Source organism: Reichenbachiella agariperforans (genome assembly GCF_900142205.1).
GTDB classification, from domain to species: domain Bacteria; phylum Bacteroidota; class Bacteroidia; order Cytophagales; family Cyclobacteriaceae; genus Reichenbachiella; species Reichenbachiella agariperforans.
This window is the reverse complement of record NZ_FRAA01000001.1, coordinates 562,631-579,644: the sequence shown is the minus strand read 5'-3', so window position 1 is coordinate 579,644 and position 17,014 is coordinate 562,631. Positions and strand designations below refer to the sequence as shown.

Below are 17,014 nucleotides of genomic sequence, written 5' to 3'. Positions count from 1 at the left end.
ATGAAAATTTTAGGCATTTCTGCGTATTATCATGATTCGGCTGCTGCTATAGTACAGGACGGAAAAGTACTGTATGCAGCTCAGGAAGAGAGGTTTTCTAGAATTAAGAATGATGCATCTTTTCCTGAGCAGGCTATAGCCTATTGTCTTCACGAAGCAGGGCTTGTTGTCGATGATATTGATCAAATCGTCTTTTATGACAAACCTTATTTGAAGTTTGAAAGACTGTTGGAAACCTACTACGCTTTTGCTCCCAGAGGTTTCAGGTCTTTTGCCATGGCAATGCCTGTATGGCTCAAGGAAAAGCTTTTCATGAAGCAGGTCATTAGAAAACGGCTTAAGGCATTGGCCCAAACCAAAACAATCAAGATACCGATTCATTTTTCGGAGCATCATCTCTCACATGCCGCTAGTGCTTTTTATACTTCTCCATTTGATCGAAGCGCCTATCTGACTGTAGATGGTGTAGGCGAATGGGTGACGACTTCCTATGGTGTCGCATGTGGAGAAAGGGGTGTTGAGGTGCGAGGAGAGCTGCATTTTCCTGATTCTGTAGGTTTGCTTTATTCTTCATTTACCTATTTCTTGGGTTTCGAGGTGAATGCTGGTGAGTACAAAATGATGGGGCTGGCTCCTTATGGAAATCCTAACTCAGAGCGTGTGTTGGATTTTATCCATCTCATTCGAGAAAATCTAGTAGATATCAAACCTGACGGCTCGATCAAATTGAATAGCGCTTATTTTGAATATTCCGTGGGTTTGCGAATGGTGAACCCGAAAAAATGGCAAAAGCTGTTCGGGGTGAAAAGAAGGTTGCCAGAAGAAGCGTTGGATCAAACCCATGCTGATTTGGCTATGGCTGCACAAAAGGTCACAGAAGAAGTGTTGCTCAAGTTGATGAAGCATGTAAAACAAGAAACAGGCGAAAGCAATCTCTGTTTGGCAGGAGGGGTAGCACTGAACTGCGTGGCTAATTCGGTTTTGTTTGCAGAGAAGGTTTTTGATGATATCTATGTGCAGCCAGCTGCTGGGGATGCTGGCGGGGCTTTGGGTGCGGCATTGGCTGCATCGTATCTCAGCAAGGATAGATGCTTTCATGGATCAGAGAAGCCTTTTGATGTCTATCTAGGGTCTCGGTATAGCAATCAGTACATCGAACGACTTTTGCGAAAGCATCAATACAAATACCAATATTTTGAGCGTACGGAAGAGCTTACCAAAGTCACCGCACAATACATCGCAGATAAGAAAGTCGTGGGTTGGTTTAGAGGTAGAACCGAATTTGGCCCTAGAGCTTTGGGCAACAGAAGTATTTTGGCAGATGCTACTGACCCAGATATGCAGTACAATCTGAATATGAAAATCAAGTTCAGAGAAGGTTTTCGACCGTTTGCCCCAGTGGTATGCGAGGAGGATTATGAGGCGTATTTTGATCTTAGCAAACACTCTTACTATATGCTTTTTACCAGCATGGTCAAAGAGTCATTGAGGGAAGTCCTGCCGAAAGATTTTTATGAATATAGTTTGGAGGAAAAGCGTAAATTGAGAAAGTCGAGCCTGCCTGCTGTCACGCATGTCGATTTTTCAGCGAGGGTTCAAGTGGTGAAAAAAGAATTAAACCCTGCGTTTTGGCGCTTGGTTCAGTCATTCAAGCAATTGACGGGCACGGGCGTACTGATCAATACGAGTTTTAATATCAAAGATGAACCCATCGTCAATTCCCCAGAGGATGCGTTTCGTTGTTTTGAGAAATCTGGTATGGATATATTGGTGTTGGAAAATTATATAATCGAAAAATAGATGGAGTTTATTAGAGAGTTCTTCCTCTTTCTCAAGGAAAGAAAAAAGTGGTGGCTAGTGCCGCTCTTTATTATTTTCTTGTTGTTCGGGGTTCTGATTTTTTTTGCCAGTGGTACTGCATTGGCGCCATTCATTTATACATTGTTTTGATGAATAGGGAAACAGCACTGGAAACTATCGTAGTACTCGCTTTAGCATCGCTTGTTGCTTCGCTGTGGTTGGAGATTGGTTGGTTGGTGTATTTGTCAATTGGTTTGTTGACTTTAGCCTTGATTTCTAAAAGATTAACCCTTGTAATTGGTAGAGTTTGGCTGATCTTCTCTCGCTATTTAGGAGTGGTCATGAACTATGTGACCATGTTTGTCATCTTTTATTTTTTTCTCGTCCCTGTATCCTTTTTTCAGAGATTGACAGGGAGCAATCATATACTGAAAAAGAAGAAAGGAAATTCTCATTTTTATACACGAAATCATCTATTCAGTCAGAAGGATATCGAAAGACCTTGGTGATCTGACAGAAAAGCATACTTCTGAAAGTAGTAATTGGCTTTGTCTGGCTGGTTGAGCTTTATACACATTTCACCCGCGGAGCGATACAATTTAGCTGTTTCAGGATATTCCAAAATCAATGATTGGGCTACTTTGAGTGCTTGTTTGTAATCACCCTTCCGCTTGTACATTTCGTAGGATTGTGTCATGGCCTCTTTCCATGTTGATCGATTGTTGATTAGATTCAGTACCATTTTCTCTTCATAAGATGCATTTTCTAAAGAATAGGGCATCAGGGCACGGGATCCCGCCATTTTTAGATTGTACGGCCATGATTTCTTTAGATTATCGGTCACGTATTTTCCCTTGATTGAGTCAATCGCTGTGATTGGGAGATCCAAAATCGCTTCATCGTAACTGATGTAGGTTGGCCAATTGTTACTCACATGATTCAACTTTTTCATTTTTTCATAGAAGGCGTCTGCCATCAGGAAGTAGCCTTGGACATTAGGATGGACATGTTCCATCATCAGTTCATCGCCGATGACTTTCTTGGGAGAATGTGTCAGAAATACTTTTTCCATATCGACTAGCGGGTAATCGTGCTTTTGTCCTAAACGAAGGATTGTACGGTTGATATCGTCAGGAGCACGAAACCTCAAAAGGTCTAATTCTTTGGCTAGGTGGAGGTACTTCTGTGCTGAATCTATATGGTATTCGAGATAATATTGCCCAAGTAAATAAGCAGCCAGTGCGTTGTTTTGTGCTTTTTTGGTGGCAGCAGATAGGCTTGAGTTTTTAAGGTCATGGATCAGCTCCTCTTCATTTTCCAGACTGTCACTAATAAAGGGTTTGATGTCTTTTTCATTGGATACGAGAGTGGAGAGGATGACAGGGATATTATTTTTCTTGTATTTGGCTAGTATCCTGTCCATGTTGCTTTCGAATTGATCTATGCCTGTTTGGTAGCTTTCGGATTGGAGTGGGATGCGCTGTTCTTTTGCCATCACTTCCATGAGGGTTGTTTCGCCTATTTTGGAAGGGTTGGCTTCATGGTTTATGAGGCTTGACATGGTATTCTCTAGTAACTGAAAAAAGCGAAAATCTTTCAGGTATAGATAAGTTCTGACCAAGGTAGGTTGGCGACCCAGTGATCTGGATGATCCAGTTCCTAAAGCGCCGTAGTATTCATTGTGACCAGCATAGATGATGATCAAGTCTGGCTTTTGATCTATGATTCGATCGGTTAGATCCCACAGTGTATAGGAGTTTACAGCAGTGATGCCCGTATTGACGACTTCTATGTTCTTTTCAGGAAAGGTCTGAGACAATCTATGTTTGAGCATTCTAGGAAATGCCCCTCCGTGATAATAAGGGAATCCTACAGTCGTCGAAGCACCCTGTACAAATACCCTGTATGTACTGTCTGTTTTAGTTTTGAGAAATAAGTCAAATTGATTGTCTGAGTGAAAGCCTTTGTCTTTAAAGTATTTTTTGGCAATTGCAGGATTCATCTCTAGGTAGTCAGGTCTTCCTTCTATACTCACTTGGTTGAATAGTGCATAATTCTGACCATATCCAGTAATTCTTAAAGCTCCTTCTAGTAGGAGTAGGAGTACAATGGGAAGTGAAACAGTGATGAGTTTATAAAGTGCTTCTTTAGTCAATGCTGCGTATTTGAATGTGTTGTTCTTGTATTTACGTCAAAGTGGAAATATAGTAATTAATCTACGCAATCGGTTGCGTGAGTTGGTGATAAGTGCTTTCTTTGTTGAGATTTAAGTAGGTAAAAAGTTATAGGGAGCGATATTGGGTTACTTCTGAATTAGAGACTAGTGCGGTGTTCATTTTATTATCACCACTATTGACTGATTATGTTAGAAAATAAGCGGGTTAACAATAGGGGAATATGGCATCCGATAACCCAACTCATAATTAATATTCAATGACAAATTTTAGTGTACAAGACAAAGTGGTGGTCATTACCGGAGGCTCGGGAGTGCTAGGAGGTAGTATGGCGCAGCATTTTGCTCAAGAGGGAGCCAAGGTGGTACTCATTAGTAGGAGTCAGGATAAATTGGAGGCGCAGGTGGCGCAACTTACCCCTATAAACTCAGATGTAGTAGGTATCTCCTGTGATGTCATGAATACGGAAAGTCTTCAATCCGCCAAGCAGCAGATCATGGATCAGTTTGGTCGGATAGATGTACTCATCAATGCAGCTGGGGGTAATGTCCCCGGAGCGACCCAAAAGGAGGATCAGCAGATCTTTGATCTAGACTTGGGCGAAATCGACTATGCGATGGACGTCAATCTCAAGGGCTCAATCTATCCAAGTTTGATCTTTGGAGAAGCTATCGCGGCGCAAGGCGCTGGTTCGATCATCAATATCTCATCCATGGCGACTTATACGGCTATCACGCGAGTGATGAGCTACTCGGTAGCCAAGACAGGTGTCAATTCCTTCACCCAATGGATGGCTGCTGAGATGGCGAGACGCTATGGAGACAAAGTACGTGTCAACGCCATCGCACCAGGCTTTTTTATCGGGGATCAAAATAGAAAATTGCTGCTCAACGAAGACGGAAGCCTCACAGACCGCAGCGAAAAAGTGATAGCCAAGACGCCTATGGGACGGTTTGGTGAGATTACAGAATTGAACGGGGCAGTTCAGTTTTTGTGCTCCGAGTCTGCTACTTTTGTGACTGGAGTGGTGTTGCCAGTAGATGGTGGTTTTAGTGCATTTAGTGGGGTGTAACAATAGAATATGATGAAAGTAGATTTGAAAATACTAGTAGTGTCGGCACTGCTGTTGGCGTGTAGTCCGAGTCAGGACAAACAATCGGAAGTAAGTGAAGATTTGGGGTTGAGTACCTATTACAAGGACTATTTCCCGATAGGGGTAGCCGTGTCTCCTAGGGCACTCAAGGGCAAACAAGCGCAGTTGATCAAGGACAACTTCGTGAGCATGACACCTGAGAACGTGATGAAGTCAGGGCCGATCCACCCGAAGGAAGATAAGTACAATTGGGCACCTGCTGATGAGATAGCAGCATTTGCTAAGGCCAATAATATGAAGCTACGTGGACACGCTTTGCTCTGGCACAATCAAGCACCAGACTGGTTGTTCGTGGATTCGCTGGGCAATGACGTGAGTAAAGAGGTGTTGTACGAGCGACTGGAGCGACACATCACCGACGTGGTGACGCGCTACAAGGACGTGATCTATGCATGGGATGTGGTCAATGAAGCCATCTCTGATCAGTCTGATGTGTTTTACAGAGACTCCAAATGGTACCAGATCTGTGGAGAGGAGTTCATCGCTAAGGCATTCGAGTTCGCTAGAGCGGCAGATCCAGATGTACAGTTGTTTTACAACGACTATGAGGTGATCAACCCAGTCAAACGAGAGAAGATTTATAAGATGGTCAAGGGATTGCAAGAAGCAGGTGTGCCGATCGATGGGGTAGGTATTCAGGGACACTGGTCGGTGTACGAACCAAGTGAGTCTACTTTGAGAGCGACTATTGATCGTTTTACAGGTATGGGATTGCAAGTGCAAATCACGGAGCTAGATGTATCAATTTACCCTAAAGAGCACGCTCCACGTGACAAACGTGCCGATGATGATGATACCTTTACGGACGAATTGAAACAAAAACAGATCGTTCAATACGATATGATATTTCGTGTCTTTAGAGAGAACAAAGAGAAGCTGTCCTCTGTGACTTTCTGGAATGTATCAGATCAGTACAGTTGGTTGGATCACTTTCCAGTACCAGATCGCAAAGACTATCCTTTGCTTTTCGATCAAAACAACGAACCGAAAGAGGTATATTGGGAAGTAGTGAAGTTCTAGAACCAAGACTCCAGAACCAAGACTCCAGAACCAAGACTCCAGAACCAAGACTTAGGATGTAGAACGCAAGCCCTGATGTAGAGATAGACTCTAGGTCAGGGCTTGCGTTTTTTGTGATCGTATGGTTTTGATTAAATGAGAATCTTTAAAATATTTCTTTAAAATCATTGAACCATAGAGATATTACTACGACTTAATAGCAAATGATCAAAAGAAAGGCTCAAATACTGGATGAATTGTTGGTGATGCAAGTACGAAACGGAGACCAGGAGGCTTTTGAACAATTGGTTGTCAGGTGGCATGAGAATTTGATCTATCAGTCCTTTATCCGAACTGGCAACCGTGAGCAGTCTCAAGACATCGTGCAGGATGTATGGCAGTGGTTGATTGGTCATCTGCACAAGTTGGAGGATGTCTCCAATTTTGGATCGTGGATTAGAACCATCGTGGATAGACGATCTATCGATTGGTTGAGAAAACAAAAGGTGAATATAGAATTAAACAATCGAGAGACAGATGGATGTTATAGAAATCATGATTCTGATACTGCTGACAGTGTTGGCAGTTTTGAAGACACTACTGAGCAATCACTGTGTCGCCTAGAGCAGATGATGGCGACACTACCTGCAGAGAGCAAACTGATTATGACGCTGTATTATATGGAGTCTCATTCCATCCAAAGTATTTCAAACATTTTGGGGATACCCAAGGGGACGGTTAAGTCGAGGCTTTATCACACTAGAGAAAAATTAAAAGAACTTCTAAAACATTAATGCGATGAAAGATCAAAATAAAGAAATTGATGACATGATTAAAAAAGCACTTTCGAAAGAAGAGACTGCTTATTACGACAACCTGCATGAGCAATCCTTGCCTGAGATGTTGTCAGGCTTGTATATCGGCAAACTACGTTGGTTGAACATTTTGTTTATGGTTGTGACATTTCTTTTTACTACTCTTATGTTTTATTCCATTTATCAGTTCGTCAATACAGATGATATCCGAGAGATGATACGGTGGGGGGCTGCTATGTTCGGCTCGGGAATTATGGCCTCCATGATTAAGGTTTGGAACTGGAATCAGCTAGATAAGAACGCCCTGATGAGAGAAATCAAACGTCTAGAACTACTGTTAGTCAGTAAGTCATAATCGATGAAGAAAGGGATCAGTAGGTATTTCTGGGGATAAGAATCAATATTCGACATTGAGCATTCGAGATTCGTTATTCCAATCATTTAAATATTACCTCAAAGACTCATAATAGGTGATTATTTTATAAAAAAGCAATAGCGAATTTCGAACAATGAATTTTGAATAACGAAGTGATTTACTACCTCTCCTAGAAATACAGGGTGGCCCGAAGAAAGTAAGAGAGGAAGCAATACAAAACCAAAAAAGGTCAGCAAACGCTGACCTTTTTTGGTTTTGTATGTAGTACAAGAGGTCTTATGCCTCTTGTTGCTCAGGAATTTGCTTGAATTCTACTGCTGGTTCTTGATCTTTGAATGAAGCTCTTGGCTTTAAATTCAGTGTTTGGAACATCTGCTTGTCTAAGTCCTCTTCTGGGTTTGGCGTAGTGAGTAGTTTGTCTCCAGCGAAGATAGAATTAGCTCCTGCAAGGAAGCACATTGCTTGCTCTTCGACAGTCATACGTACACGTCCTGCAGATAATCGTACCATGGCGTTTGGCATGATGATGCGTGCCGTAGCGATCATTCGAATCATCTCCCAGATCGATACTCTCGGCTGATCTTCGAGTGGAGTTCCTTCTACAGGTACCAGTGCATTGACAGGGACAGATTCAGGATGCTCGACGAGTGTTGCGAGGGTGTGTAGCATACCGACTCTGTCGTCGTGGTTTTCTCCCAATCCGATGATCCCGCCAGAACAAACTGATATTTTGGCCTTTCTCACGTTGTTGAGGGTATCTAACCTGTCGTCATAGGTACGGGTAGAGATGATCTCTTCGTAGTGTTCCTCTGAGGTATCTAGGTTGTGATTGTAGGCATACAGGCCAGCGTCTTTGAGTTTCTCTGCTTGGTCTTCGGTCAGCATGCCGAGAGTACAGCATACTTCCATACCCATGGTGTTGACACCTTTGACCATTTCGAGGACTTTGTCAAAATCTCTGTTGTCGCGAACTTCTCTCCAGGCAGCACCCATACAGAATCTAGTACTTCCTGCTTCTTTGGCATCAGCCGCAGCTTTGATGACTTTGTCTACGTCCATGAGCTTCTCTACTTTGACATCTGTATGATATCGCGCTGCTTGTGGACAATAGGCACAGTCTTCGGGGCATCCACCCGTTTTGACAGAGAGTAGCGTACATACTTGCACTTCGTTGGGGTCATGGTAGGCTCTGTGCACGGTCGCCGCGCGGTAGATCAAGTCCATGACAGGCGTGTTGTATATCTCCGTGATTTCTTCTCTAGTCCAATCGTTTCTTATAATCATTGAATCGAATATTTATGCTTGACCCCAGAGGGGTTATAATCTAATTGAGCCGTAAAACTATTTAATTTCTATTTCAAATGGCATTCTCGCCTGAATACCTTTGTAAGATTCTAGTTCTTTTACTTTTTCGACATATTCGGCCATGGTGCCATACTTGTTTTTCATGATTCTGGCTTCCGCTTCGTTGGCCATGCTGCCGAGGACTTCCTCCCACTTGGTCTTGAGGGCAGGGTAGTAGGATATCATGTAGTCTCCGTCGAGATTGGCAGCATTTGCGGCGAGTTCTACTGCGTCGTTGTAGCTACCGAGTACGTCGACCAATCCGTTTTCTTTGGCCTGTGCACCTGTCCATACTCTACCGGATGCTACAGCCTTGAGATCTTCGATGCTCATGTTTCGGCCTTGAGCTGCTTTGGAGGTAAAGGACTCATAGCCGCTTTCTACCATGTTTTGGATGATGGCTTTTTCGCCTTCATTGAGTGCGCTTGATACACGGTATAGGTTGGAAAACTCTCCCGTACTCACACCGTCATTGGTGATGCCGAGTTTGTTTTCGAGGAAGCCGCCCATATTGGGGATCATCCCGAAGATACCGATCGATCCAGTGATGGTCATAGGCTGAGCGACGATCGTGTCGCAGGGCATGGCCATGTAGTATCCGCCCGAAGCTGCTACCGTAGACATGCTAGCGATGACAGGCTTTACAGCTTTGGTGAGCATGATTTCGTTCCACATCACATCAGAAGCGAGTGCCGATCCTCCAGGGGAGTTGATGCGTATGACGACTGCTTTGACACGGTCGCTTTTGCGCGCATCTCGGATGGCTTTGACGAATTTGTCAGAGCCTACCGTTTCGGTGTCTCCTTTGCCCGATACGATTTCACCCTCTGCGACGATGACCGCCACTTTGTTGGAGGAGTAGGTAGGTGAGTTGGATTTGGCATATGCCTGCAGGTTGATTGATTGGATGTCCTCGTCTTTCTCCAAACCGAGCGCTTCTCTCATTTTGTCTTTAATACCGTTTTCGTAATCTACGGTGGTGATGAGGCCGAGTTCGAGTGCATCCTCTGGCTCACGAGCAAGCATCTGATCCGATATTCCACGTAGTTTGTCCAGTGCGATCCCACGAGTCTCACTCACATTGAGGAGGTAATTGTCGTAGATGTCGTTGATGAATGAGGTCATCTGCTCCCGGTTGGCTTCACTGAGGTCTTTTCGGAAAAAAGGTTCCACGGCGCTTTTGTAGGTACCTACACGGAAGATCTGTGCCTCGATATCGAGTTTGTCTAATAGTCCTTTGAAGAAAGAGACGTTGGCCGACAAGCCGTTGAATTCCATGCCACCGGCGGGGTTGAGGTAGATCTCGTCTGCGACTGACGCGACGTAGTAATTGGCCTCAGGCATGTACTCTGCGTAGCTGTAGATAAATTTTCCACTGGATTTGAAATCTTCCAAAGCGGCACGTATCTCGTGTAGCGCCGAGTAGCCGCCACCTATTCCTCCATGACGAAGGTAGATGCCTTTGATGTTGTCGTCGGTTTTGGCACGAGCGATGGTCTCGATGGTTTCGAGTAGCGCGAGTTTGTTGTCAGCAGATTCAGGAAATAGATCCTTGAATGGGTCCTCCGCCACGCGCTCGTGGATGAATCCACTGAGATTCAGCGTCAAGACGGAGTTAGGGGTGATTTCGGGCGCTTCGTCAGAGCTGATCGCGATGAGGCCCGCAATGGTGACAAAGAAGAAAAAGCCGATCACAAAGCTGAAAATAAGCAGCCCGACGAGCGTGGAGAATACAGATTTTAAAAAAGTCATACGATTATGTTACGATTAATTTGGGGGATATTGCAAAGCTATTCAACTTCACACGTTTAAAAATACAAAAAAATAATTCATGAGTGTTTGCTTCCTGCTGTTAGGTACCAATATGGGCGAAAAGGAAACCAATTTGCAACAAGCATTTGGTCGTATTAGTAACGAAATCGGACAGGTTATTACAGCTTCGTCGATTTATCGTACGTCGGCTTGGGGCAAGGAGGATCAGGAGGATTTTCTCAATCAGGTGCTAAAGGTGGAGACGGATTGTGTACCGGTAGAGGTCCTGCGTATTTGTCTTACGATCGAAAAAGAACTCGGACGTGTCCGCTACGAACGATGGGGGACTAGGCTCATAGATATTGATGTGTTGTACTACGACAAGGAGGTGATCAACCAAAGCAATCTGGTAATTCCTCACCCTCAGATCCAAAACAGACGATTTACTTTGGTGCCTTTGGTAGAGATAGCACGTGATTTTGTCCATCCCGTGTTGGGCAAGTCCCAACTGGATCTTTTGGAAGAGTGTAAAGATGTATTAGAAGTCAAATCAGTATAAATATGGAGTATTATCACTATCTACCAGTGTTTGGAGTAGGGTTGTTGTGTGGGTTTATCAATGTCGTGGCAGGAGGAGGATCGCTGCTGACATTACCTGTGCTGATCTTTATGGGGCTGCCTCCCTCAGTTGCCAATGGAACCAACCGTGTCGGCATATTCATGCAAAATATCTTCGCTGTACGCGGTTTTTCGAGCAAGGGCGTCTCTGCCTTTCCTTTTGCGATATGGCTCTCGATTAGTTCACTGATCGGTGCAGTGATCGGTGCAAAAGTTGCCATCGATATCGAGGAAGAGTTGTTTAACCAAATCCTCGCGGTGGTGATGGTTGTGGTTTTGTTGATGACGATATTCGGTACGGCCAAACCACGTGAGAACCTAGAGGAAGACATGTCTCTGTCCAAGCGAATCACTAGTGTCGTACTCTTCTTTTTTATTGGAATCTACGGTGGGTTCATTCATGCGGGGATAGGATTTATCATCATGGCCACCCTGAGCATGGTCAACAAGATGAAGCTGGTCAAGGTCAATAGCATCAAGGTTTTCGTGGCACTCGTGTACACCTTCTTTTCATTGGTGGTATTCGTGTGGGAAGGTCAGATTGACTGGATCATCGGGCTGACACTGGGTTGTGGGACTGCTATCGGTGGTTGGGCTGCCAGCCAATGGAGTGTCGCCAAAGGAGACAAATGGATTCGCTACTTCCTCATCGTAGCAGTATCGGGCATGGCCATCAAACTTTGGTTTTTTTAGGAGAATACTGTAATGAAAGGACTCTACCGTTGATTAACGGTAGAGTCCTTTCTGGTAAGATTTAAGTTGTGATTAGGAGAACCTGTCGCATTTAAAAATGCGATAGATTGGGGTTTTTGGTGCAGAAGCTGATTGTTTAGAATAAGGTGTAACCAATAACTACCGCTAGTGTTCTATAATCAGAACTCCAGAAAACGTATTCTTTTAACACTTCTCGTCTTGTTTGATATCTAATCTCTAAACTGTATTTATCGTTGTATTTGTAACCCAAGCCGAAAGCCCAATTTCTTTGCGTATCAATATCTAACTTGTATTCGTTTGAACCATCATTCCTAATAGAACTGACAGAAGATGATGAGGTTATGTCCTCTATGATTGAAGCGTTGATAAATAGTTTTGAATTTTCATTAAGAAAAAGATAATATCTTAAACTAATAGGGATTTCAACAGAGCTGTAGTCTATTTCTTTTATAAGAGTTACATCTCTTCTAGAAACAGTTGCTTCGGTTGATTTTTTGGCACTATAGTATTGATAGGTGGGCTCTATTGAAATACTCCATTTGTTTTTATTAAAAGGGAGGATGAATTCTGCCTCTACGCCAAATCCGAAATTTGTTTTATGTCCAAAATCAGTATATTCATAGTCTGCAACAGAGTTTTTTAAAGTTAGGGAAGAGTTGTTTAGATGGACTTTTGGAGTAAGGTTAAACAGATCTCTTTTTTCTTTCTGTTCTAAATCAATCATCTCAGAGTTATGACAAAGGCTATGAGCTTTAAAAATTTTTACTAGATCATTTTTTTTGTAATCAATATTTTCGAACCTTCTCATTTCAAAGGAAGGACATTTTAAGTCATTCCATAATTGTTGTTTATACCTATTATTTTCCTCTATTTTATTTTCCTTATTCTTAAATTGTTTGTAGACTAATTGCTGGGTATTTGAGTGTTCTTCTGTAGAGTAAAAATATCTTCTTAAATTCCCATCAACGTATTCGTATAGATTTGATTTACCCTCAAAGAGTACTTTTAAGAAAAGTGTTTCTTCGTTGAAGATTGGTTTTTTCTCATTACTCAAATAAATGACATTATCACTAGATCTGTCAATATCAATTGTTCGTCTGATGTATTTTGAGTTGTTCCCAATAGAAAACTCTTGAATGGAGTCAATAATTCCCATTTTAATTTCATCGCCCTCCGATAATCTGTATTCGAATTTGGTTGGGTTGTTTCTCCAGTCATTGTTTTTAATTTGGCAAACAATTTTTTGATCCAAGTTGTTAATGTAATACCCATTTTCAAAGATGATCTGTGAGTAACAATTTATTGAGAGTAAGGTTGAGGCTAGGAGTAGAAGTTGTTTTTTCATAGGGTTGATTCTGTAGTGAATTACTGATTTTTGTTAAGCTACAATGTTATTTATTATTGTGAGAATAATGCGATAGTTGAGTCATCTTTTGGAAACACAGCGGTAGTATAGCTTAGACAGGGCAAGTGAAGTTGCTGGTTTGGGCTTTGGCTGGATGGTATTGTTTCTCGTTGAGGCTAATTAGTCATGTGTGTAGGAGCTAGTTTTCGCTGTGGGCAGTAGAAGACTAAATCAGACTTCTCGTAGCTGGGCTCGCCCGAAGTGACGGAGGTGTTGGGTTGGATGGAGCGGCTATATATTCTAGTCATTTTCAGTTTTGCTCCCAAAAACTTTACAGATTGACGCTACAAAGCCCAATACTTTATACCTAATACTTTGTCACTCCACATTGCGTGTTCTAATTTGCAGTCGCATCATTCCCACAGTAATGGAACTATTCAAATTAAAAGCAGACGAAGAATATATAGAGCTTAATAACCTTATTAAAGCACTCGGGTGGGTTGCTACAGGAGGAGAGGCTAAGGTTCGTATCGATGAGGGAGAAGTGACCGTCAATGGTGAAGTGGAAACCCGTCGTAGGAAAAAAATGCGCGCTGGTGATCACATTGTATTTGGTACAGACGAAGCAAAAGTAGAACAGTAACTGAGTGTAGTATTTCTAGTATTCACAGCAATTTATTCTTAAGATGAACATCAAATCACCTATCGGGAGACTGAGACTTTTGGCCATATTAGAAGGGATCAGTTACTTGTTGTTTGGCATTACTATGCCTATGAAGTACATGCTGGGCATACCCGAACCCAACTATGTAGTAGGTATGGCTCATGGCTGGTTGTTTATTCTTTATCTACTCTTTTGCTTTCAGAACATTATGATTCATAAGTGGAGTTTCAAAATATCTGTTTTGGCGCTCGGGGCGTCTCTGGTACCTTTTGGAACCTTTGTTGCAGATGCCAAAATATTCAAACCTGAGAGTTCCTCCTAAGTCAGATAGAATAAGAGAAGATTCTTTCTGTTTATAGCGCTTTTTGGACAGCCAATGCATGGAGGTATTCCATCCGTTCATTAAATACGAAGGTGGAATCGGCTGTGATTGCACGATAGCTGGCCTCTCCAGATGAAAGCTCTATTTTGGTGAGGTAATTGAGCTCGTGGTTTTTGGTTTTTTCTTGCATCGTCATGATCATTTCGAGTGGCGTAGAAATCAGTAGCTCGTCGGAGTAATATTTATACCGTTTTTCGTTGATGCTGCCATCGGGATTGAAAATGATAAACTCTAAGCCCCCCAGTGTAGTGATATCGACACCTTGCCTCAGGAACTCGACAGGGTAGAGTGGGGCTTCTGTATGCTTATAAAAGTTGAAAAGGATGAAATCCAGATTCATTTTGGCAATCTCATCGTTGAGTGTGGACATAATCTGAGGTGTTAGATCCTCGTAATTGATTTGTGACCAAGCTTCGGTAGTTTGACTTTTGGCATCCCATCCCAATAGAGACACCCACATAATAATTAGGAAAAGTTTTTTCATGTTTTTGAATAACTAATGGCTCAATATACAATATGAGTTTTTGGCTGGGATACTACAGGAGGAGGGCAGGTCATCGAGACCTGATTTGCTGATTGAAGAGTGAATAGATCGCTCTGCTTCATCTCAAAAATACACTTTATTTGGAATTGACCATAAAACCTGAGGTGATTCCTAGATCTATCCAATTTATCATTATAATCACAATATAATTTTCGGGATTAGGAAATTCAAACCTAGAAATATTGCTTAGTTTTAGGGCTTATTAACCATCTACTAACCTAAATCACCTATGGTATACGTCCTGTTTATTGTTGGATTTGTACTGCTCATCAAGGGAGCGGATTATCTCGTCGAGGGTGCCTCGGCTATCGCCAAAAGAAATCATATACCAGAATTGGTAATTGGACTGACCATCGTGTCGTTTGGTACGAGTATGCCTGAGTTGATTGTCAACTTACTCGCTAGTTTTGACGGGAGTTCTGAGTTGGCTATCGGAAATGTACTGGGTAGCAATATCGCTAATGTGCTGTTAATTTTGGGTGTAGCAGCACTCATTAAGCCACTACCTATACAGAAGAGTATTTATTTTACTGAGATTCCAATTTCTCTGTTTGCCACTGTGATGGTAGGTTTCCTGGCTAATGCAGACTTGTTCGTAGATGTGGAGGGGTTAACCCTGAGTCGCTATGATGGGGTGATTTTATTGTTCTTTTTTGGGCTATTCATGACCTATATCTATGTGGTGTCCAAAAATCCTAGTGATAAGCCAGAGCCAGAGTCAGAGGTGGATGAGAACTTATTGCCACGTGCCAAATCAATCATATATGTAGTTGCGGGATCTTTAGCGTTGTTTTTGGGAGGTAAATGGGTCGTAGATGGTGCTTTTGAATTGTCGTTGCTCTTTGGTCTGAGTGAGACGTTTATCGGGCTGACGGTGGTGGCTATTGGTACTTCATTGCCCGAACTGGTAACTTCAGCGATGGCTGCCCGAAAAGGGCAGGCTGATCTTGCTGTGGGTAATGTGGTAGGATCTAGTATTTTTAATCTCTTATGGATTTTAGGGTTGAGTTCGGTTATCAGGCCGCTACCCTTTGATGTGGTTTCTAACTCTGATATCCTGATGGTGATTGCGTCTAGTACCTTGCTCATCACGGCTATTGTGATTGGTGGCAAAGCGCGGATTGGTCGCTTTATGGGTTTTGTGTTCGTTCTTGTGTATTTAGCTTATTTGGTATACCTCGTGTTGCGAGGCTAAAAATAGTGTCAACAAAGTGAGGCGAACTATCCTCATCATACGAATAGATAGATATGGAAATAGTGATGGTAGTTCTGGTGGGGGTAATGGTGATGGTTAATTTGATTCCATTGTTGACTTATGAGCATTGGACAGTTAGATTTTTTGATTTTCCCTATGCGCAGTTTACGGTGATTAATGTGGTCATCTTGCTGCTCCTAGTTTGTTTCCCACTTAGTAATCCGGGTTATCATTACTTAGCGTTTGCCGCTTTATGTTTGACTTTACTCTATCGTCTATGGATTATTTATCCTTATACACGGTGGGCTGCTAGGAAAGTTCCGGATGCAGATATAGATAATCAAACACACGAACGACTGAAGATAATATCTGCCAATGTACTCATGAGCAATGATGATTATAAAGGGTTGATAGAGATGGTGAAAGGTGAGGATCCTGACATTCTGATGCTGGTGGAAGCAAGTCATGCGTGGGAGGAGGCGATTCGTGAAGATATGAATCAGTTGTTTCCACATCGCATGCTAGAGCCCTTGGACAATACCTACGGCCTGTTGTTGTATAGCAAGGTGACGATCAAAGAGGGGACAATTAAATACTTGATCGAAGAAAATGTACCCTCGGTACATATCATTTTTGAGTTAAAAAATGGACAGTTGGTTAAGTTCTTTGGGGTACATCCTAAACCGCCATCTCCATCGGAAAACAGTACTTCGATTCAGCGAGATGCGGAATTGGTCATGGTAGGTCGAGAGTCTCGCGAAAGTGACATGCCAGTCATCGTAGCGGGAGATCTCAATGATGTGGCATGGTCACATACGACGCGTTTGTTTATTAGAGTCAGCGAACTTTTAGATCCGAGAATGGGGCGAGGTTTTTTCAATACCTTCCATGCACATTATCCTTTGTTGAGGTGGCCATTAGATCATCTGTTTTTGAGCACAGACTTTAAAGTAGCTGGTATCAAGCGCTTGCCTAATTTTCACTCAGACCACTTTCCGATATGTATCGAAGTGGTGCTCAATCCGTCCAACCATGCGGTATCTGCTACCGAAACGACAGATCAAGAGGACAGAGAGGAAGCGCAAGAAAAAATCACAGACGCTAAGGAAATTACTTCTAACTAGTGCTCTTTTTCTGAG

The 17,014-nt window shown here is 42.6% G+C and carries 19 protein-coding genes; 13 read left to right on the top strand and 6 right to left on the bottom strand.

The window, feature by feature from the left end:
• From BUB99_RS02160 to BUB99_RS02155, 3 genes are read left to right on the top strand one after another with little or no spacing between them, the layout of a single operon-like run.
• Nucleotides 1-1,800, top strand: a complete 1,800-nt coding sequence (locus BUB99_RS02160; protein ID WP_073119033.1) for a carbamoyltransferase family protein — start codon at nt 1-3, stop codon at nt 1,798-1,800.
• The gene (locus BUB99_RS20530) at nt 1,801-1,950 is read left to right on the top strand and encodes a DUF5989 family protein (protein ID WP_221407478.1); all 150 of its coding nucleotides are present in this window, start codon (nt 1,801-1,803) and stop codon (nt 1,948-1,950) included.
• Nucleotides 1,950-2,309, top strand: coding sequence for a hypothetical protein (locus tag BUB99_RS02155; RefSeq protein WP_073119031.1), 360 nt, complete (start codon nt 1,950-1,952; stop codon nt 2,307-2,309). Before BUB99_RS20530 ends, BUB99_RS02155 begins: the two co-directional genes overlap by 1 nt.
• Here the strand turns inward: BUB99_RS02155 and BUB99_RS02150 are convergent.
• On the bottom strand, nt 2,282-3,955 hold the full coding sequence (locus BUB99_RS02150) for an SGNH/GDSL hydrolase family protein (RefSeq protein ID WP_073119029.1): 1,674 nt from the start codon (nt 3,953-3,955) through the stop codon (nt 2,282-2,284). The two genes, BUB99_RS02155 and BUB99_RS02150, sit on opposite strands and share 28 nt — an antisense overlap.
• Before the next feature lie 278 nt (nt 3,956-4,233).
• On the opposite strand from BUB99_RS02150, the gene BUB99_RS02145 reads away from it, so the two are divergent.
• From BUB99_RS02145 to BUB99_RS02130, 4 genes are all read left to right on the top strand, one after another.
• Nucleotides 4,234-5,046: an SDR family oxidoreductase gene (locus tag BUB99_RS02145; protein WP_073119028.1), complete on the top strand. Its 813-nt coding sequence runs from the start codon at nt 4,234-4,236 to the stop codon at nt 5,044-5,046.
• A gap of 9 nt (nt 5,047-5,055) precedes the next feature.
• On the top strand, nt 5,056-6,147 hold the full coding sequence (locus tag BUB99_RS02140) for an endo-1,4-beta-xylanase (protein ID WP_245816776.1): 1,092 nt from the start codon (nt 5,056-5,058) through the stop codon (nt 6,145-6,147).
• A gap of 203 nt (nt 6,148-6,350) precedes the next feature.
• Complete coding sequence (locus tag BUB99_RS02135; protein ID WP_073119026.1) at nt 6,351-6,920, top strand: RNA polymerase sigma factor; 570 nt, start codon at nt 6,351-6,353, stop codon at nt 6,918-6,920.
• 4 nt (nt 6,921-6,924) lie between these two features.
• On the top strand, nt 6,925-7,296 hold the full coding sequence (locus BUB99_RS02130) for a DUF6768 family protein (protein WP_073119024.1): 372 nt from the start codon (nt 6,925-6,927) through the stop codon (nt 7,294-7,296).
• Nucleotides 7,297-7,593: 297 nt separating this feature from the next.
• Here the strand turns inward: BUB99_RS02130 and bioB are convergent, their stop codons facing one another.
• Together bioB and sppA are read right to left on the bottom strand one after the other, a co-directional pair.
• Nucleotides 7,594-8,601, bottom strand: coding sequence for a biotin synthase BioB (gene bioB / locus BUB99_RS02125; RefSeq protein WP_073119022.1), 1,008 nt, complete (start codon nt 8,599-8,601; stop codon nt 7,594-7,596).
• Nucleotides 8,602-8,658: 57 nt separating this feature from the next.
• On the bottom strand, nt 8,659-10,413 hold the full coding sequence (gene sppA / locus BUB99_RS02120; protein WP_073119021.1) for a signal peptide peptidase SppA: 1,755 nt from the start codon (nt 10,411-10,413) through the stop codon (nt 8,659-8,661).
• A gap of 79 nt (nt 10,414-10,492) precedes the next feature.
• Here sppA and folK point away from each other — a divergent pair, with 79 nt between their 5' ends.
• Both folK and BUB99_RS02110 read left to right on the top strand, forming a co-directional pair.
• Nucleotides 10,493-10,972: a 2-amino-4-hydroxy-6-hydroxymethyldihydropteridine diphosphokinase gene (folK, locus tag BUB99_RS02115; RefSeq protein WP_073119019.1), complete on the top strand. Its 480-nt coding sequence runs from the start codon at nt 10,493-10,495 to the stop codon at nt 10,970-10,972.
• 2 nt (nt 10,973-10,974) lie between these two features.
• Entirely contained in the window at nt 10,975-11,724 is a 750-nt protein-coding gene (locus BUB99_RS02110; RefSeq protein ID WP_073119017.1) for a sulfite exporter TauE/SafE family protein, read from the top strand.
• A 136-nt stretch (nt 11,725-11,860) separates the two neighbouring features.
• On the opposite strand, the gene BUB99_RS02105 is transcribed toward BUB99_RS02110, so the two are convergent.
• Entirely contained in the window at nt 11,861-13,090 is a 1,230-nt protein-coding gene (locus BUB99_RS02105; protein ID WP_073119015.1) for an outer membrane beta-barrel protein, read from the bottom strand.
• Nucleotides 13,091-13,266: 176 nt separating this feature from the next.
• Complete coding sequence (locus BUB99_RS20665) at nt 13,267-13,398, bottom strand: hypothetical protein (protein WP_255416060.1); 132 nt, start codon at nt 13,396-13,398, stop codon at nt 13,267-13,269.
• A gap of 119 nt (nt 13,399-13,517) precedes the next feature.
• On the opposite strand from BUB99_RS20665, the gene BUB99_RS02100 reads away from it, so the two are divergent.
• Nucleotides 13,518-13,733, top strand: coding sequence for an RNA-binding S4 domain-containing protein (locus tag BUB99_RS02100; RefSeq protein WP_073119013.1), 216 nt, complete (start codon nt 13,518-13,520; stop codon nt 13,731-13,733).
• Nucleotides 13,734-13,776: 43 nt separating this feature from the next.
• Complete coding sequence (locus BUB99_RS02095; protein WP_073119011.1) at nt 13,777-14,076, top strand: DUF3817 domain-containing protein; 300 nt, start codon at nt 13,777-13,779, stop codon at nt 14,074-14,076.
• 31 nt (nt 14,077-14,107) lie between these two features.
• Here BUB99_RS02095 and BUB99_RS02090 read toward each other — a convergent pair whose 3' ends face one another.
• Nucleotides 14,108-14,620, bottom strand: coding sequence for a hypothetical protein (locus BUB99_RS02090; protein WP_073119009.1), 513 nt, complete (start codon nt 14,618-14,620; stop codon nt 14,108-14,110).
• A gap of 289 nt (nt 14,621-14,909) precedes the next feature.
• Here BUB99_RS02090 and BUB99_RS02085 point away from each other — a divergent pair, with 289 nt between their 5' ends.
• On the top strand, nt 14,910-15,875 hold the full coding sequence (locus tag BUB99_RS02085) for a calcium/sodium antiporter (RefSeq protein ID WP_073119007.1): 966 nt from the start codon (nt 14,910-14,912) through the stop codon (nt 15,873-15,875).
• A 53-nt stretch (nt 15,876-15,928) separates the two neighbouring features.
• Complete coding sequence (locus BUB99_RS02080) at nt 15,929-16,999, top strand: endonuclease/exonuclease/phosphatase family protein (RefSeq protein ID WP_073119006.1); 1,071 nt, start codon at nt 15,929-15,931, stop codon at nt 16,997-16,999.
• Nucleotides 17,000-17,014 lie beyond the last annotated feature (15 nt).

Excerpts from the sequence above, each read along its gene's own strand:
- BUB99_RS02160 (WP_073119033.1), top strand. The coding sequence starts at position 1 with ATGAAAATTTTAGGCATTTCTGCGTATTATCATGATTCGGCTGCTGCT.
- BUB99_RS20530 (WP_221407478.1), top strand. The coding sequence starts at position 1,801 with ATGGAGTTTATTAGAGAGTTCTTCCTCTTTCTCAAGGAAAGAAAAAAG.
- BUB99_RS02155 (WP_073119031.1), top strand. The coding sequence starts at position 1,950 with ATGAATAGGGAAACAGCACTGGAAACTATCGTAGTACTCGCTTTAGCA.
- BUB99_RS02145 (WP_073119028.1), top strand. The coding sequence starts at position 4,234 with ATGACAAATTTTAGTGTACAAGACAAAGTGGTGGTCATTACCGGAGGC.
- BUB99_RS02140 (WP_245816776.1), top strand. The coding sequence starts at position 5,056 with ATGATGAAAGTAGATTTGAAAATACTAGTAGTGTCGGCACTGCTGTTG.
- BUB99_RS02135 (WP_073119026.1), top strand. The coding sequence starts at position 6,351 with ATGATCAAAAGAAAGGCTCAAATACTGGATGAATTGTTGGTGATGCAA.
- BUB99_RS02130 (WP_073119024.1), top strand. The coding sequence starts at position 6,925 with ATGAAAGATCAAAATAAAGAAATTGATGACATGATTAAAAAAGCACTT.
- bioB (WP_073119022.1), bottom strand. The coding sequence starts at position 8,601 with ATGATTATAAGAAACGATTGGACTAGAGAAGAAATCACGGAGATATAC.
- sppA (WP_073119021.1), bottom strand. The coding sequence starts at position 10,413 with ATGACTTTTTTAAAATCTGTATTCTCCACGCTCGTCGGGCTGCTTATT.
- folK (WP_073119019.1), top strand. The coding sequence starts at position 10,493 with ATGAGTGTTTGCTTCCTGCTGTTAGGTACCAATATGGGCGAAAAGGAA.
- BUB99_RS02110 (WP_073119017.1), top strand. The coding sequence starts at position 10,975 with ATGGAGTATTATCACTATCTACCAGTGTTTGGAGTAGGGTTGTTGTGT.
- BUB99_RS02105 (WP_073119015.1), bottom strand. The coding sequence starts at position 13,090 with ATGAAAAAACAACTTCTACTCCTAGCCTCAACCTTACTCTCAATAAAT.
- BUB99_RS20665 (WP_255416060.1), bottom strand. The coding sequence starts at position 13,398 with ATGACTAGAATATATAGCCGCTCCATCCAACCCAACACCTCCGTCACT.
- BUB99_RS02100 (WP_073119013.1), top strand. The coding sequence starts at position 13,518 with ATGGAACTATTCAAATTAAAAGCAGACGAAGAATATATAGAGCTTAAT.
- BUB99_RS02095 (WP_073119011.1), top strand. The coding sequence starts at position 13,777 with ATGAACATCAAATCACCTATCGGGAGACTGAGACTTTTGGCCATATTA.
- BUB99_RS02090 (WP_073119009.1), bottom strand. The coding sequence starts at position 14,620 with ATGAAAAAACTTTTCCTAATTATTATGTGGGTGTCTCTATTGGGATGG.
- BUB99_RS02085 (WP_073119007.1), top strand. The coding sequence starts at position 14,910 with ATGGTATACGTCCTGTTTATTGTTGGATTTGTACTGCTCATCAAGGGA.
- BUB99_RS02080 (WP_073119006.1), top strand. The coding sequence starts at position 15,929 with ATGGAAATAGTGATGGTAGTTCTGGTGGGGGTAATGGTGATGGTTAAT.